Raw genomic sequence first — 15,073 nt, 5'->3', positions numbered from 1 at the left:
TTGAAGCAACTCGAATGATTTGAGTATTAAGTGACGTCTGGGAAACGCCTGAACCTGTCTGTCGTGATGGCTCTACTTTTTACTAAGCAAAGGTAGTGCCAGGTTTGCGCGGGGTAGTTACAGCGCAATATGTCTGAGTGTAGACAGGAAAAAATAAAGTCAGCGCCCCGAAATAGTGCGAAATTACAACGTAAGCCACATTTTGGCGCAAAATATTTTCTTTTTAATGGCAACAGTTCGCTAACAGTTTTGGCCGTGAATATAAGCAAACTGTAGGATGATTTGAATATGTGAAAAGCAACACGAATAATTGCAACACGGCAATATTTAAGACAGCAGGATGTGATTAACTTCTATATGTATTTATTTATATAACGGCGGGAGCGTTAAAAATTGCACCATAGAAAGGCAAACGCGCGGCCAGGGCCGCGCGCGGAAAGCATTATTTGGACAGGGCGATGATCCCCATCGTCAGGCCAGCCACGGCGGCAGTCCCCACAGCGACGGCGCCGGCAGTCTCCCAGTTATCCTGAGTGGTGCCTTTCATGCAGGTATTGGTATGAACCAGACGTCCCTGGTCATCATAGACCGGTACGCAGGGAGAATCGTGAGCACAACCTGCCAGCAGCGCGGTAAGCAGTGCGACAGAAATTAATCTTTTCATGGTGTTACCTCAATAATCACGCCTTCGTTTAATAAGTTAAATCCCTTATTAACGAGCTCGAGGCTATTTTATCACTGGCGATAAAAAGACCATCGTGCGGAATAATGTCAATTCATGTGAATTGTAAAAATAATGAAGAGAGAAGAATTTTATAGATTGGTTTTAAGAAAGAACGAATCACTATCTTATTAATTATTATAGCCTTCGGACTGTATAAAAAAAGGCGTCCGAAGACGCCTTTATGTTTCAGCCTTACTCGTCTTTACCTTTGAAGCGACGACGAATCACCACAAAGAAGACGGGGACGAAGAAGATGGCTAACAATGTCGCGGAAACCATCCCGCCCATCACGCCAATACCTACCGCATTCTGCGCGCCGCTCCCGGCGCCGTTGCTGATTGCCAGCGGCAATACGCCGAGGATAAACGCGAGCGATGTCATCAGGATGGGACGCAGACGCATTCGCACCGACATCAACGTTGCTTCGATGATGCCTTTGCCCTCTTTCTCCATCAAATCTTTGGCAAACTCCACGATCAGAATGGCGTTCTTAGCCGAGAGACCAATGGTGGTGAGCAGGCCAACCATAAAGTAGACGTCATTTGTCTGGCCAAAGAGCGTGGCAGCCAACAACACGCCGACGATCCCCAGCGGTACAACCAGCATCACAGAGAATGGAATCGACCAGCTCTCGTAGAGCGCGGCCAGGCAGAGGAAGACGATAACGAAGGAAATCCCGATCAGGGCTGGGGCCTGGTTACCTGACAGCCGTTCCTGATAAGACATTCCCGTCCAGTCGTAGCCAATACCCGCAGGTAGCGTTGAAGCCAAATGCTCCATCAGCGCCATCGCTTCACCGGTACTTTTACCTGGAGCCGATTCGCCCAGAATTTCCATTGAAGGCAGCCCGTTATAACGCTCCAGACGTGGGGAACCGTGAGACCAGTGCGCCGAGCTAAAGGTGGAGAATGGCACCATTTCGCCACTGGCGCTGCGCACGTACAGGTTATTGATATCTTCCGGCAACATTCGGTACTTCGCAGCGGCCTGCACATAAACCTTTTTCACGCGACCACGGTCGATAAAATCGTTAACGTAAGCGCCACCCAGTGAGGCCGAAATGGTCTCGTTGATGTCCGAAAGCGAGACGCCCAGCGCCTGTGCCTTTTCCTGGTCTACATCGAGCTTAAATTGCACCGTATCTTCCAGGCCGTTAGGTCGTACGCCTTCCAGAACATCCGGGTGTTGCATTGTTTTGCCCAGCAGTTCGTTACGTGCGGCAGTTAATGCCTGATGACCCAGACCGCCCTGGTCGATAAGCTCGAAGTCGAAACCGGTCGCCGTACCAAGTTCAAGAATGGGCGGCATGTTAAAGCCGCGCACAAAGCCATCGGTAATCTGTTCGAATGCCGCATTGGCGCGGCTCAAAATGGCGGTAACCTTCGACTCTTTTCCTTCACGCTGCTCCCAGGGTTTCAGGCTGACAAATGCCATCCCCGCGTTTTGCGCCTGGCCGCTAAAGCTGAAGCCGTTCACGGTAAACACGCTTTCGACATCCGCTTTTTCGTTGTTCAGGTAATAATGCGTTACCTGATCGAGCACTTTTTGCGTACGTTCCTGCGTCGCTCCCGCGGGAAGTTGCACGATGGTCATGAAGACCCCCTGGTCTTCATCGGGCAGGAAAGAGGTGGGCAGCCGTAAGGCGAGTATCACCATCCCAACCACAATCAGAACAAAGATCAGCAGGTAACGACCGGTTGAACCCAGAATCCGGCTCACGCTGTCGGTATAATGCCCTACGCTTCGTTCGAACAGATTGTTAAACCAGCCAAAGAAACCGCCTCTGTGGGCATGCTGCTCTGGCGACATCGGTTTCAGGATGGTGGCGCATAGCGCCGGGGTCAGAATTAATGCAACCAGCACCGACAGCGCCATCGCCGAGACGATGGTGATGGAAAACTGACGATAAATCGCCCCGGTAGAGCCACCAAAGAAGGCCATCGGGATAAATACCGCCGACAGCACCATGGCGATCCCGACCAGCGCACCCTGAATTTGTGACATCGATTTTTCTGTCGCTTCCTTTGGCGGCAGATGTTCTTCAGCCATTACGCGCTCGACGTTCTCCACCACCACGATGGCATCATCGACCAACAGGCCGATGGCGAGCACCATCCCAAACATTGTCAGGGTGTTAATGGAGTAACCGAAAGCGGACAGAATGGCGAACGTCCCCAGTAGCACAACTGGCACGGCAATCGTCGGGATAAGTGTCGCACGGATGTTCTGTAAGAACAGATACATCACGAGGAAGACCAGTACGATCGCTTCGAACAGAGTTTTCACCACCTCATTGATGGAGATTTTGACAAACGGTGTGGTGTCGTACGGGTAAACCACTTTCATCCCCTGCGGGAAGAAAGGCTGTAGCTCTGCCAGCTTCTCTTTAATGGCTTTCGCTGTATCCAGTGCATTGGCGCCCGTCGCCAGCTTGATACCGAGACCTGATGCCGGATTGCCGTTAATTCGCGCCACCACGTTGTAGTTTTCACCGCCAAGCTCAATGCGTGCGACATCTTTCAGATGTACCACGGAGCCGTCAGTGTTAACGCGCAGCGTAACGTTGCCGAACTCAACCGGATCTTTCAGACGCGTTTGCGCAATGATAGAGGCGTTAAGCTGTTGCCCCGGTAACGCAGGCGTTCCGCCAAGCTGACCGGCGGCAATCTGGTCGTTCTGCACTTTCAGTTGGTTAATAACATCTACCGGCGTAAGGCGATATTTGTTCAGCAGGTTGGCGTCCAGCCAGATGCGCATGGCGTACTGTGCACCGAACAGCTGTACATCGCCCACACCATTAAGGCGGCTGATGGTGTCCTTAACGTTAGATGCCACATAGTCAGAAATATCATCCTGAGTGGTGGAGGGGTTGTCGGAGACAAAACCAGCCACCATGAGGAAGCTGCTGCTCGACTTCTCAACGCTGATCCCCTGTTGCTGCACTTCCTGCGGCAGCAACGGCGTGGCGAGCTGGAGCTTGTTCTGCACCTGCACCTGCGCGATATCCGAGTCGGTTCCCGACTGGAAGGTCAGGGTGATCGTCACGCTTCCTGCGGAGTCGCTGGTGGATGACATGTACATCAGGTTATCGATGCCGTTCATGTTCTGTTCGATAACCTGCGTCACCGTATCCTGCACCGTTTGCGCATCTGCCCCCGGATAGTTAGCGGAAACGGAGACTGCCGGTGGCGCGATGGTGGGATACTGCGCAACCGGCAGCTGTAAAATCGCCAGCCCGCCGGCCATCATCAGAATGATAGCCAGCACCCAGGCGAAAATCGGACGCTTGATAAAAAAGTTAGCCATTTCGTAGGGATACCTTACTGCGCCGCTGGCGGGGTTGATTCATCGCTAACGGCGATGACCCTCGCGCCGGGATGCACTTTCTGTAAACCACTGACAATCACCTTGTCGCCCGTTTTCAGCCCGTCGCTAATCAACCATTGGTCGCCAATGGCCTGTGTGGCGATTACGTTACGGGTTTCGGCGGCGCTGTCGTTGTTCACCACCATCACGGTAGCATCACCGCGCGGCGTACGCGTGACGCCCTGTTGCGGCACCAGCATGGCATCTGGCTGCACGCCTTCATCGACGCGGGCCCGCACAAACATTCCGGGCAGCAATGTGTGCTGCGGGTTCGGGAAGACGGCGCGCAGAGTAATAGAACCGGTGCTTTCATCGACGGTGACGTCGGAGAACTGCAGGGTGCCTTTCAGCGGATAAGGCTGACCATTCTCCATCAGCAACTCCACATTGCTGGCGGTATTCTCTTTTTGCAGATTACCCTGCTCGACGGACTGTTTCAGGCGCATAAAGTCGCTGCTGGACTGTGTTACGTCGACATAGATAGGGTCTAACTGTTGTACGGTTGCCAGCTCGGTGGTTTGCCCGTTCGTCACCAGCGCGCCTTCCGTCACATTGGATTTACCAATACGTCCGCTGATGGGTGACGTGACTTTGGTATAAGCCAGATTGATACGCGCGCTCTCCACCGATGCTTTGGCGGCAACGACCACCGCATCCGCCTGACGCGCGTCGGCAATGGCCTGGTCATACTCTTGCTGGCTGGTGTATTTGGTTCCCACCAGCGGTACATAACGTTTCACCGTCAGGTGGGCAATCTGCGCGGCAGCTTCACTTTTCCCCAGTTCGGCCTTCGCGCTGTCGTAATCAGCCTGATAGGTTGCCGGGTCAATCTGGTACAGCGATTGCCCCGCCTCAACGTCGCTGCCTTCCGTGAAGTGGCGTTGCAGGATGATGCCGCTGACCTGCGGGCGTACCTGGGCGATGCGGAATGCAGATGTACGGCCCGGCAGTTCAGTGGTCACCGACAGCGGCGCCGTTTTTACAATGTGAACGGTAACCTGCGGTTGCTGGGGCTGGGCTTGCTTCCCATCCTGATCGTTACAACCGGCAAGTAACGTAGCCGAAAGGATGATGAAGGTGGGCAGGAGTGAAAACCTGGCGTATTTCGTCATTGCAGTTCCTTATAAACTGAAGCTCGCTATTTACCGTTGCGGGGTAATAGAGAAAACAGAGACCGAAAAATAAATAGTTTGCTATCCTACAAATAATAAGGTGGCTATGTAAGTAATAGTTATTTATTCACCGTTCGAAAGGCACGCAAACATAAAAGAGAGATAAGATAAGTGTGTTTTTTATTGGCGGAGTGTTTCTAAATATAACGTAACGCCGTGGGCTGTAATTACATATGATTGATGAATATAATAATATTAATTTATTTATTGTGATTATATTTGTTGTCACCACGGTTTTTAATTCTTCAGGATGAATTAAAGATAAAATAGTGTCATTATCGTCATATTCATCTTTTCTTCTATGCAGGGTTACGCCATGGCGAAAAAAACCAAAGCAGAGGCGCTTAAAACCCGCCAGCTTCTGCTCGAAACGGCGATCGCGCAGTTTGCTGCGCGTGGCGTGACCAATACCACGCTGAACGATATCGCCGATGCCGCCCAGGTCACACGTGGCGCCATCTACTGGCACTTTGAGAACAAAGTACAGCTGTTCAATGAAATCTGGCTCCAGCAACCGGCACTGAGCGAACTGATCACCCTTGACCTTACCGCAGAGTGGCAGAACAACCCACTCAGGTTGATGCGTGAAAAACTTATACTGGGATTGCAATATATTGCGACTAATCCCCGTCAGCGGGCATTAATGCAAATTCTGTATCATAAATGTGAATTCCACGAAGAAATGCTTTCGGAACAATATATTCGTGAGAAGATTGGATTCAGCCATCCGCAGATGCGTAGCTTATTGATTCAGGCCATCGCGCAAGGGCAGCTCTCGCCCAGTCTGGACTTAGACGTAATATTAATCATTCTGCATGGTTGTTTTAGCGGGATTGTTAAAAACTGGTTGATGAATCAGTCGCATTACGATTTATTCTCGCAAGCCCCCGCGCTGGTGGATAATACGTTACGTATGCTGGTAAGTAATTATAATGTTGATGAATACATTGTGCCGGAAGGAATTGCAGGATAATGCCGTCGTAAGCGATTATCCTGCGTGTTACGCGTAATCAGGCTTACTCCAGTTCGCTACAGTTCACCAGCTTTAACGGATTGACCGAGTTCATGTTTCTGCACTTGTCCGTTTCCGTTGCCAGCAGCTCTATCCACTGCATCACCACCGCATCGAAGAAGAACATAAACAGCGCGAAAACGACAAGCCAACCGTATTTGCGAATCATGAGCCAACCCTGGTATTGGTAACGTGAATGGCAGCAATATACACGAAAATGAAGGGCAGGAAAGCGGGGGAAGAGCGGTTTTACAGACAATAAAAAAGGCGCGTCCCCATGCCGAGTAGCGCCTTTTTATCCGTCATGAATGAAACTTAGTTCATGCCGTATTTTTTCAGTTTTTTACGCAGCGTACCGCGGTTGATCCCCATCATGAGAGCAGCACGGGTTTGGTTACCGCGGGTGTATTGCATCACCATGTCCAACAGGGGCTGTTCTACTTCAGCCAGTACCAGCTCATACAGATCATTAACATCCTGACCATTCAGTTGAGCAAAATAGTTCTTCAGTGCCTGTTTAACCGAGTCACGCAGGGGCTTTTGAGTTACCTGATCCTGAGAGTTAACGGTTGAAACGGTCAGTACGTCAGAATTTACGCGTTGTTCGAACATAGTTCTGTCAGCTCTTTATTTCTATTACGCAAAATTTTCGAAGTATGCCTCCAACGCCTCCAGCTGTTCGCTGGCATCCTCAATGGCGTTGAATGTGCGCCGAAACTGGTCATCTGGAGCGTGCTCCTGGAGATACCAGGAGACGTGTTTGCGTGCAATTCGGTACCCTTTTGCCTGACCATAAAAGTCGTGCAACTCCCGAACATGCGCACAAAGTAAGCGCTTAATCTCTGCCAGAGGCAGAGGGGGCAGCAGCTCCCCAGTGTCCAGATAATGCTGGATTTCCCGAAAGATCCAGGGTCTTCCCTGAGCTGCGCGGCCTATCATCAGGGCATCAGCCCCCGTATAGTCCAGTACAGCTCTGGCTTTAAGCGGGTCAGTAATGTCGCCATTCGCGATAACCGGAATGGAAACTTTCTGCTTAACTGCCCGAATACTGTCGTACTCAGCTTCACCATTAAACAAACAGGCGCGTGTGCGTCCGTGAATCGTCAGGGCCTGAATGCCACAATCTTCAGCCAGTTGGGCAATTTCTTCACAGTTACGGTGCTCAGGAGCCCAGCCAGTGCGAATTTTGAGTGTTACGGGAACGTCCACTGCCTTCACGACCGCGGTCAGGATAGACTGCACCTGGTCCGGATACTGCAGTAGGGCTGAGCCCGCGAGCTTGCGATTCACTTTCTTTGCTGGACAGCCCATATTGATATCAATAATTTGGGCGCCGCTTTCCACATTAATGCGTGCGGCCCATGCCATCTCTTCAGGAACGCTACCGGCGATTTGCACGGTTCGGATACCTGGTTCATCAACGTGCACCATCCGTAAGCGAGACTTATCACTCTCCCAAACCTGCGGGTTAGAGGACATCATCTCGGAAACGGTTAAACCTGCTCCCATCTCATAGCACAGCGTCCGGAATGGTCTGTCAGTGATGCCAGCCATTGGCGCTGCGATCAGGCGATTTCTGAGCTGATAGTGTCCGATGCGCATGAGTTAAGAAATGACCATACTGTGACTGCAAGGCGGCGTATATTACGCATTTTTTGGACGAGATGAAAGGCCAAACTTTGAGCAATCAGATGTTGTAGATCAATGAATCGCAGCTCAAAGGATAGTCAAAAAATAAATATCTTTAATAATCATGAAATTAATTCGAGATGGATATTTTGTGCTCAACGATAAAAAGGTAAAACTTCTCGTTTTTTCTTACTTCTCATCGGGCAATCACGACACAAAACGCTGTTTTTATGAGCAAAAAGAGGGTGCTATAGTGCGATCTGGATCGCATTTATTGCCATTGTCAGCAGGAATGAGGGGGAGCAGGCGGCCCGGGCAGGCCGCCTGAAGGCTTACTTCTTACGGCCGGTGATGCGGCACCATTCTTCTTTCTCGACCACCGCGTCGAGGTCGAAAAGGTCAACGTAAGCTTCGCATACGCTTTCCGCCTGGCTGGCCAGAATACCGGAAAGGCCCAGCAGGCCGCCTGTAACGGGCAGCACGCTGATTAACGGGGCCAGCTCGCGTAACGGGCCGGCGAGGATGTTAGCGACCACCACATCCGCTTTCATGGCGTCTGGCTGGTCCTGCGGCAGATAAAGCTCCAGACGCTCAGAGACGCCGTTACGTTCGGCGTTATCGCGGCTGGCCTGAATTGCCTGCGGGTCGATATCAATACCGATGGCTTTTGCCGCGCCGAGCTTCAACGCCGCGATGGCCAGAATGCCGGAGCCGCAGCCGAAATCGATAACGGTTTTGCCCGCCAGATCGAGCCCGTCGAGCCACTGCAAGCACAGGGAGGTTGTCGGGTGTGTCCCGGTACCAAACGCCAGGCCTGGGTCGAGCATCACGTTAACCGCGTTGGCATCCGGCACATCGCGCCAGCTTGGGCAAATCCACAGGCGCTCGCCGAAACGCATCGGGTGGAAGTTATCCATCCACTCGCGTTCCCAGTCTTTGTCTTCCAGTTGCTCGATTTTATGGGCAAAACCGGCGCCCAGTAGCGGATGCAGTTCCAGGGCGGCAACCACCTCTTTCATGTCGGTTTCTGCGTCGAACAGGCCGATAACGTCCGTATCGCCCCACAGACGGGTTTCGCCCGGCAGCGGCTCAAATACCGGCGTATCGTGGGTGTCCTGGAAGGTGATGGAAACGGCGCCCGTTTCCATCAGCGCATCGCTTAAGTCCTCAGCGTTCGCGCCGCTGGTGTTCAGTTTCAGTTGGATCCATGGCATGGCAAAACTCTTTATTTATCAGTAGACAGTACGACAGTTTGTGGTTCAGATGAACCGAAACGGTTCCCGACCAAAAACGCCAGCAAACTCAGCAGTAACGAAGGCACAATCGGGTGGAAGCCCAGGTACTGAATATTAAACGTCGCGAGTACGGCATACAGCACGCCGCCCACGATCATCGCGCTCAGCGCGCCTGAGGCGTTAGCGCGTTCCCAGTAAAGCCCCAGCACCAGCGGCCACAGGAACACGGCTTCCAGGCCGCCAAAGGCCAGCAGATTCAGCCAGATGATCATCTCAGGTGGACGCCATGCCGCCAGCAGCAGCAGCGCGCCCAGAATCAGGGTAATCGCCGCTGACATCCGCTTCAGGCGTCGCTCGTTCTGCAACTGCTCCGGGCGCAGGTTCAGATAGAGATCTTTAATGATCGTAGCGGAACTTTGCAGTAACTGGGCGTTGATCGTCGACATAATGGCGGCCATCGGTGCGGCAAGGAAGATCCCGGCGGCGAACGGCGGCAGCACTTTAACCATCAGCGTGGGGATAACCAAATCCGGCACGGTTAAGTCCGGGATCACCGCGCGCCCCAGCGCGCCGGCCAGGTGCATACCGAACATCAGGATGGCGACAACGATGGTGCCGATGATAATCCCGCGGTGCACGGCTTTACTGTCTTTGTAGGAGATGCAGCGCACTGCCGTGTGCGGCAGGCCAATCACCCCGAAGCACACCAGCACCCAGAATGAAGTCATAAAGGTTGGCGACAGGATATCTTCCGCGCCTTCCGGGCTGACCAGTTTCGGGTCAATGGTTTGCAGCGTCTCAACCGCATGGGTCAAGCCGCCTGCGGCGTGAACGATACCGACCAGCAGCACGATGGTGCCAACCAGCATCACCAGCCCCTGCATTGTGTCGTTGAGTACGCTGGCGCGAAAGCCGCCAAAAGCGGTGTAGAGCGCAATACTGATGCCGAAAATCAGCAGGCCGGTTTCGTAAGGAATTCCCGCTGCCGTTTCCAGCAGACGCGCACCGCCGATGAACTGCACGGTCATTGCGCCGACGAATGCGATAAGCAGACTCAGGCTTGCCAGCCACACCAGCAGGCGGCTTTGATAACGGGCAAACAGCATATCGTTTAGCGTGACGGCATTATAGCGTCGCGCCAGAATGGCGAATTTCTTGCCCAGAATCCCCAGCGACAGCCAGACAGCAGGCAGCTGAATCATCGCCAGCAGTACCCAGCCGAGACCATACTTATACGCCGCGCCCGGCCCGCCAATAAACGAGCTGGCGCTGATGTAGGTGGCCGTGAGCGTCATTGCCAGGACAATCCCGCCCATCGAGCGGCTGCCGAGGAAGTATTCGTTAAGGAACGAACCTGTCGCCCGTTTGCGCATTGCGTAAACCGAGAGGCCAAATACCACCACCAGGTAGGCGATAAGCGGAAGAATTACTTCAAGCTGCATCGTCATCCTCCAGCGGAATATCGCGGTAAATCAGTTTCACCATTGCCCAGCACAGCACAATAAAAATCAGCGGGACCAGCAGACAGGCCATCTCAAACCAGTGCGGCAGGCCGGTAACACCGATTGCCGAATCAGGTAAGTAAGCAGCCACTAACCACGCAGCAAGATAAAGAAGGGTCAGCCACAGCGCCCAGCGCGCCTCTTTGTGGGCCTGAACAAAACGCGTGTCCATTTTTTGTCCCTTGTGGATGAAGAAAGCGGGGATTGTACATGAGGGCGAGCGGGAGGGGAAAAAACAAAAGGCCGGAATATCCGGCCTTTTTCAATCAACGCAGGCTTATTTTTCCTGAAGACCGAGTTTTTTCTCCAGATAGTGGATGTTAGTGCCACCGTGCTGGAAGTTCTCGTCATTCATGATGCGGATCTGCAAATCAACGTTGGTTTTGATACCGTCGATGATCAGTTCCTGCAATGCGTTTTTCATACGGGAAATCGCAACGTCGCGGGTTTCACCGTAACAAATCAGTTTGCCGATCATTGAGTCATAGTACGGCGGTACCGTGTAGCCCGCGTAGATATGAGATTCCCAACGAACGCCAAAGCCGCCCGGCGCGTGGAAGCGCGTGATTTTACCCGGGCTCGGCAGGAAGGTATCCGGGTCTTCGGCGTTGATACGGCATTCCACCGCATGGCCGCGAACCTGCACTTCGTCCTGCTTGATAGAGAGCGGTTGACCTGCGGCGATGCGCAGCTGCTCTTTGATCAGGTCAACGCCGGTGATCATTTCGGTAACCGGGTGTTCAACCTGAATACGGGTGTTCATTTCAATGAAGTAGAACTCGCCGTTTTCGAACAGGAACTCGAAAGTACCCGCCCCGCGATAGCCGATATCAACACAGGCTTTGGCACAACGCTCGCCGATGTAGCGACGCAGTTCCGGCGTGATGCCCGGTGCTGGCGCTTCTTCGACAACTTTCTGGTGGCGACGCTGCATGGAGCAGTCACGTTCCGCCAGATAGATAGCATTACCCTGACCATCAGCCAGTACCTGGATTTCCACGTGGCGTGGGTTTTCCAGATATTTTTCCATGTACACCATGTCATTGCTGAACGCCGCTTTGGCTTCTGCTTTGGTCATGGAGATGGATTGCGCCAGGTCGGCATCGTTGCGCACAACGCGCATACCACGACCGCCGCCGCCGCCAGAGGCTTTGATGATGACCGGGTAACCGATACGTTTGGCATGCGCGCGGTTAGCGTCCATGTCGTCGCCCAGCGGGCCATCGGAGCCTGGTACGGTCGGGACGCCTGCTTTTTTCATCGCGGTGATCGCTGACACTTTATCGCCCATCAGGCGGATAGTATCGGCTTTCGGCCCGATGAAGATAAAGCCAGAACGTTCAACCTGCTCAGCAAAGTTGGCGTTCTCGGAGAGAAAACCATAACCAGGGTGAATCGCTACTGCGCCAGTGATCTCAGCCGCGCTGATGATCGCCGGGATGTTCAGGTAGCTTTTTACGGAGGGAGCCGGGCCAATACAGACCGTCTCATCCGCCAGCAATACGTGTTTTAAATCGCGGTCCGCGGTGGAGTGCACAGCGACGGTCTTGATGCCCAGTTCTTTACAGGCACGAAGAATACGCAGTGCGATCTCGCCACGGTTAGCGATGACAATTTTATCCAGCATCTTCGCCTCGTTACTCGATGATGACCAGCGGCTCGTCAAATTCAACCGGTTGCCCGCTTTCGACCAGAACGGCTTTCACTACGCCCGCTTTATCTGCTTCGATCTGGTTCATCATTTTCATCGCTTCTACGATGCACAGGGTGTCGCCCACGTTAACTTTCTGACCCACTTCCACGAAAGCTTTCGCTTCCGGGCCTGGTGTACGGTAGAAAGTACCAACCATCGGGGAACGTACGATGTGACCACTGATTTCCGCTTTAGCAGGCGCTGCGGCTTCTGTTGCTGCCGGAGTGGCGGCTGGAGCCTGTTGAGCTTGCATTACCGGAGCAGCATAAGCCTGCTGCATCATCGGGAAACTGGCTGGGGCGGTAGCACGGCTAATGCGTACTGACTCTTCGCCTTCAGAAATTTCCAGTTCAGAAATGCCAGACTCTTCGACCAGCTCGATCAGTTTTTTAATCTTACGAATATCCATGAGTGGGTTCCGTACTCTTTGTTTAGTGTGATTGTGACAGGCGTTTTACCGCCGTCTGTAACGCGTATGAATAACCATCTGCGCCTAACCCGCAAATAACGCCAGCGGAGACATCAGACAGATACGAATGATGGCGAAACGGTTCGCGCGCATGCACATTGCTGAGGTGAATCTCGATAAACGGGATACTTACCGCCAGCAGCGCATCTCGAAGGGCAACGCTTGTGTGCGTAAACGCGGCCGGATTAATCAGGATATAGTCGACAGTGTCTTTAGCCTGATGAATTCGGTCGATGAGTGCGTACTCCGCGTTAGATTGCAGATGATCCAGCTCAACGTTCAGTGCTTCCGCTTCACGCTGTAAACCGTTTACGATTTGCGCAAGCGTCAGCGTTCCGTACTTCTCGGGTTCACGGGTGCCGAGCATATTCAGGTTCGGGCCGTTTAAAAGCAAAATGCGAAACTTGTCTGCCATTGTGCTGCTATCTCCTGCAATTCTCCGGTAAAAAACAAAATATACCTTCGATGCGCGATTGTCACCTTTTCAGAGGCTTAAAACCCCTGTCAGGAAAACTGAAGTCGCACATTATAACTATTTCGTAGCATTTGGCAGCTAAATACTGGTCTTATCAGGGAAGATTATCAACCGCATTCGTGTAAAGTCAGGACGGAGTTCAGTAATTTGCGGTAAACCGCACATATCTCGCAGCTAGCGCCACCACTGGCGGAACTTCTTATAACGCCATGCTAAAAGCGCGACTGCGCACACGGCATAAAGCAGCGGCTGCGGCGATAAAATTTTTACCGACCACAGATAATGAATCGGTGCGAGGATCGCCACCAGATAGACGAAGTTGTGCAATAACTGCCAGCGTCGGCCCAGTTTTCGCTGCATGTACTGGGTCGAGGTTATCGCCAGCGCCAGTAAAATCAGCCAACTGGCGAAGCCGAGCAGCAAATAGGGGCGCATCACCAGCTCCTGGCCCAGTAGCGCCAGGTTGTTGATACCGAGCTCCAGCAGCGCGTAGCTACATAAATGCAACGTCGCCCATGCAAAACACCATAACCCCAACAGGCGGCGGGTGCGTATCAATAATGGCTGTTTAGCGTAGCGCGCCAGCGGGGAAACCAACAAGGTCGCCAGCAGTAATTTCAGAGCCATCCTACCGGTGAAGTGCTGGATATCTTTTGCCGGGTCGGCGCTGAGTTGCCCGGAAGAGGCGGCCCAAAAGAGCCAGACAAACGGCAAAAATGCCGCAAGATGCAGGCAAAGTTTCAGCCAGCGAATGTGTGTAACGGTTAAACGCATTAAAAATTCTCCCGCAAATCCAGCCCACGATAGAGTGAGGCCACCTGGTCGGCATAGCCATTAAACAGCAGCGTCGGCTGACGTTTCACATCCAGAATCCCGCCGGAACCAATAAAGCGTTCACTCGCCTGCGACCAGCGCGGATGATCGACGTGCGGGTTCACGTTGGCATAAAACCCGTATTCATCGGCTGCGGCGAGGTTCCATGTGGTTGGCGGGCGTTCACGGGTGAGCTTAATTGAGACAATCGATTTGATGCCCTTAAAGCCATACTTCCACGGCACAGTGAGGCGAATGGGCGCGCCGTTTTGCGGCGGCAGCGCTTTGCCATACACGCCGACGGTCAGCATGGTGAGGGGATGCATCGCTTCATCCAGTCGCAGCCCTTCAACGTAGGGATATTTCAGCCCGCCGCCGATGAAGCGGTCTTTTTGTCCGGGCATCACGTCAGGTGCGTACAGAGTCTGGAAGGCCACATATTTTGCATTGCTGGTGGGCTCAACCAGCGATAACAGTTTATGTAAAGGAAAGCCTACCCACGGCACGACCATCGACCAGGCCTCCACGCAACGCATCCGGTAAATGCGCTCTTCCAGTGGAAAGCGGCGGGTGAGGTCATCGTGATCGAGCGTCAGCGGTTTTGCCACTTCGCCATCGATCGTCAGTTTCCAGGGATCGGTCGGCAAACTGCCTGCGTTGGCAGCCGGGTCGGCTTTATCGAGGCCGAACTCATAAAAGTTGTTGTAACCGGTGACTTTATCTTCCGGCGTTAAGGTGAGTTTGTTTTGCCATTCGGCGGGTTTGCTGAAATCGAGCGGTTTACCGGAAGGCGCGGGAGGGCGATCGTTGCCTTTAAACCAGTCGCTGAGGCCCGCCTGGACAGGGAGCGCAATGGCCGCGGTGCTGATTCCTAACATCTTCAGCACCTGGCGGCGCTGCATCATAAAGACGGACTCTGCGGTCACGTCGGCTTCGGTTAATTTTTTCACGTTATTTCACCTCTCCGTCATTTGTACTAAGCA

General features: G+C 53.0%; 15 protein-coding genes. 1 reads left to right on the top strand and 14 read right to left on the bottom strand.

Features of this window, described 5'->3' with window-relative positions; genetic code table 11:
- Positions 1-442: 442 nt before the first annotated feature.
- From AC1MKH_RS22100 to AC1MKH_RS22090, 3 genes are all read right to left on the bottom strand, one after another.
- Positions 443-664, bottom strand: a complete 222-nt coding sequence (locus AC1MKH_RS22100) for a lipoprotein (RefSeq protein WP_015962767.1) — start codon at positions 662-664, stop codon at positions 443-445.
- A gap of 252 nt (positions 665-916) precedes the next feature.
- Entirely contained in the window at positions 917-4,030 is a 3,114-nt protein-coding gene (locus AC1MKH_RS22095; RefSeq protein WP_276221103.1) for an efflux RND transporter permease subunit, read from the bottom strand.
- 14 nt (positions 4,031-4,044) lie between these two features.
- The gene (locus AC1MKH_RS22090) at positions 4,045-5,202 is read right to left on the bottom strand and encodes an efflux RND transporter periplasmic adaptor subunit (protein ID WP_327621856.1); all 1,158 of its coding nucleotides are present in this window, start codon (positions 5,200-5,202) and stop codon (positions 4,045-4,047) included.
- A 376-nt stretch (positions 5,203-5,578) separates the two neighbouring features.
- Between AC1MKH_RS22090 and envR the strand changes: the two genes are divergently transcribed.
- A complete protein-coding gene (gene envR / locus AC1MKH_RS22085) occupies positions 5,579-6,235 on the top strand; it encodes an acrEF/envCD operon transcriptional regulator (protein ID WP_276221099.1) in 657 nt (218 codons plus the stop codon).
- A gap of 43 nt (positions 6,236-6,278) precedes the next feature.
- Here the strand turns inward: envR and AC1MKH_RS22080 are convergent, their stop codons facing one another.
- The 11 genes from AC1MKH_RS22080 to msrP form a co-directional block, all read right to left on the bottom strand.
- Entirely contained in the window at positions 6,279-6,443 is a 165-nt protein-coding gene (locus AC1MKH_RS22080; protein WP_149464046.1) for a DUF2556 family protein, read from the bottom strand.
- A gap of 146 nt (positions 6,444-6,589) precedes the next feature.
- Positions 6,590-6,886 (bottom strand): DNA-binding transcriptional regulator Fis, encoded by a 297-nt coding sequence (fis, locus tag AC1MKH_RS22075; RefSeq protein ID WP_000462905.1) that lies wholly within the window; start codon positions 6,884-6,886, stop codon positions 6,590-6,592.
- Positions 6,887-6,910: 24 nt separating this feature from the next.
- Complete coding sequence (gene dusB / locus AC1MKH_RS22070) at positions 6,911-7,876, bottom strand: tRNA dihydrouridine synthase DusB (protein ID WP_442961907.1); 966 nt, start codon at positions 7,874-7,876, stop codon at positions 6,911-6,913.
- 359 nt (positions 7,877-8,235) lie between these two features.
- Positions 8,236-9,117: a 50S ribosomal protein L11 methyltransferase gene (gene prmA, locus AC1MKH_RS22065; RefSeq protein ID WP_276221082.1), complete on the bottom strand. Its 882-nt coding sequence runs from the start codon at positions 9,115-9,117 to the stop codon at positions 8,236-8,238.
- A gap of 11 nt (positions 9,118-9,128) precedes the next feature.
- Positions 9,129-10,580: a sodium/pantothenate symporter gene (gene panF, locus AC1MKH_RS22060; protein WP_276221080.1), complete on the bottom strand. Its 1,452-nt coding sequence runs from the start codon at positions 10,578-10,580 to the stop codon at positions 9,129-9,131.
- Entirely contained in the window at positions 10,570-10,812 is a 243-nt protein-coding gene (locus tag AC1MKH_RS22055) for a YhdT family protein (protein ID WP_149464043.1), read from the bottom strand. The genes panF and AC1MKH_RS22055 overlap by 11 nt, the downstream gene beginning before the upstream one ends.
- A gap of 105 nt (positions 10,813-10,917) precedes the next feature.
- Complete coding sequence (accC, locus tag AC1MKH_RS22050) at positions 10,918-12,267, bottom strand: acetyl-CoA carboxylase biotin carboxylase subunit (protein WP_276221078.1); 1,350 nt, start codon at positions 12,265-12,267, stop codon at positions 10,918-10,920.
- Positions 12,268-12,277: 10 nt separating this feature from the next.
- Positions 12,278-12,742: an acetyl-CoA carboxylase biotin carboxyl carrier protein gene (gene accB, locus AC1MKH_RS22045; RefSeq protein ID WP_276221076.1), complete on the bottom strand. Its 465-nt coding sequence runs from the start codon at positions 12,740-12,742 to the stop codon at positions 12,278-12,280.
- Between the two features lie 22 nt (positions 12,743-12,764).
- Positions 12,765-13,217 (bottom strand): type II 3-dehydroquinate dehydratase, encoded by a 453-nt coding sequence (gene aroQ / locus AC1MKH_RS22040; RefSeq protein ID WP_015962778.1) that lies wholly within the window; start codon positions 13,215-13,217, stop codon positions 12,765-12,767.
- 234 nt (positions 13,218-13,451) lie between these two features.
- Positions 13,452-14,051 (bottom strand): protein-methionine-sulfoxide reductase heme-binding subunit MsrQ, encoded by a 600-nt coding sequence (msrQ, locus tag AC1MKH_RS22035; RefSeq protein ID WP_276221074.1) that lies wholly within the window; start codon positions 14,049-14,051, stop codon positions 13,452-13,454.
- Positions 14,051-14,995 (bottom strand): protein-methionine-sulfoxide reductase catalytic subunit MsrP, encoded by a 945-nt coding sequence (msrP, locus tag AC1MKH_RS22030; protein ID WP_276221122.1) that lies wholly within the window; start codon positions 14,993-14,995, stop codon positions 14,051-14,053. Before msrP ends, msrQ begins: the two co-directional genes overlap by 1 nt.
- Positions 14,996-15,073 lie beyond the last annotated feature (78 nt).

The organism is Pseudocitrobacter sp. CD920760, from assembly GCF_057782505.1.
Note: the sequence above shows the minus strand (reverse complement) of the source record. Positions and strands in the feature narration are given on the sequence as shown.

Coding starts and splice junctions, on each gene's coding strand:
- AC1MKH_RS22100 (WP_015962767.1), bottom strand. CDS start 664: ATGAAAAGATTAATTTCTGTCGCACTGCTTACCGCGCTGCTGGCAGGT.
- AC1MKH_RS22095 (WP_276221103.1), bottom strand. CDS start 4,030: ATGGCTAACTTTTTTATCAAGCGTCCGATTTTCGCCTGGGTGCTGGCT.
- AC1MKH_RS22090 (WP_327621856.1), bottom strand. CDS start 5,202: ATGACGAAATACGCCAGGTTTTCACTCCTGCCCACCTTCATCATCCTT.
- envR (WP_276221099.1), top strand. CDS start 5,579: ATGGCGAAAAAAACCAAAGCAGAGGCGCTTAAAACCCGCCAGCTTCTG.
- AC1MKH_RS22080 (WP_149464046.1), bottom strand. CDS start 6,443: ATGATTCGCAAATACGGTTGGCTTGTCGTTTTCGCGCTGTTTATGTTC.
- fis (WP_000462905.1), bottom strand. CDS start 6,886: ATGTTCGAACAACGCGTAAATTCTGACGTACTGACCGTTTCAACCGTT.
- dusB (WP_442961907.1), bottom strand. CDS start 7,876: ATGCGCATCGGACACTATCAGCTCAGAAATCGCCTGATCGCAGCGCCA.
- prmA (WP_276221082.1), bottom strand. CDS start 9,117: ATGCCATGGATCCAACTGAAACTGAACACCAGCGGCGCGAACGCTGAG.
- panF (WP_276221080.1), bottom strand. CDS start 10,580: ATGCAGCTTGAAGTAATTCTTCCGCTTATCGCCTACCTGGTGGTGGTA.
- AC1MKH_RS22055 (WP_149464043.1), bottom strand. CDS start 10,812: ATGGACACGCGTTTTGTTCAGGCCCACAAAGAGGCGCGCTGGGCGCTG.
- accC (WP_276221078.1), bottom strand. CDS start 12,267: ATGCTGGATAAAATTGTCATCGCTAACCGTGGCGAGATCGCACTGCGT.
- accB (WP_276221076.1), bottom strand. CDS start 12,742: ATGGATATTCGTAAGATTAAAAAACTGATCGAGCTGGTCGAAGAGTCT.
- aroQ (WP_015962778.1), bottom strand. CDS start 13,217: ATGGCAGACAAGTTTCGCATTTTGCTTTTAAACGGCCCGAACCTGAAT.
- msrQ (WP_276221074.1), bottom strand. CDS start 14,051: ATGCGTTTAACCGTTACACACATTCGCTGGCTGAAACTTTGCCTGCAT.
- msrP (WP_276221122.1), bottom strand. CDS start 14,995: ATGATGCAGCGCCGCCAGGTGCTGAAGATGTTAGGAATCAGCACCGCG.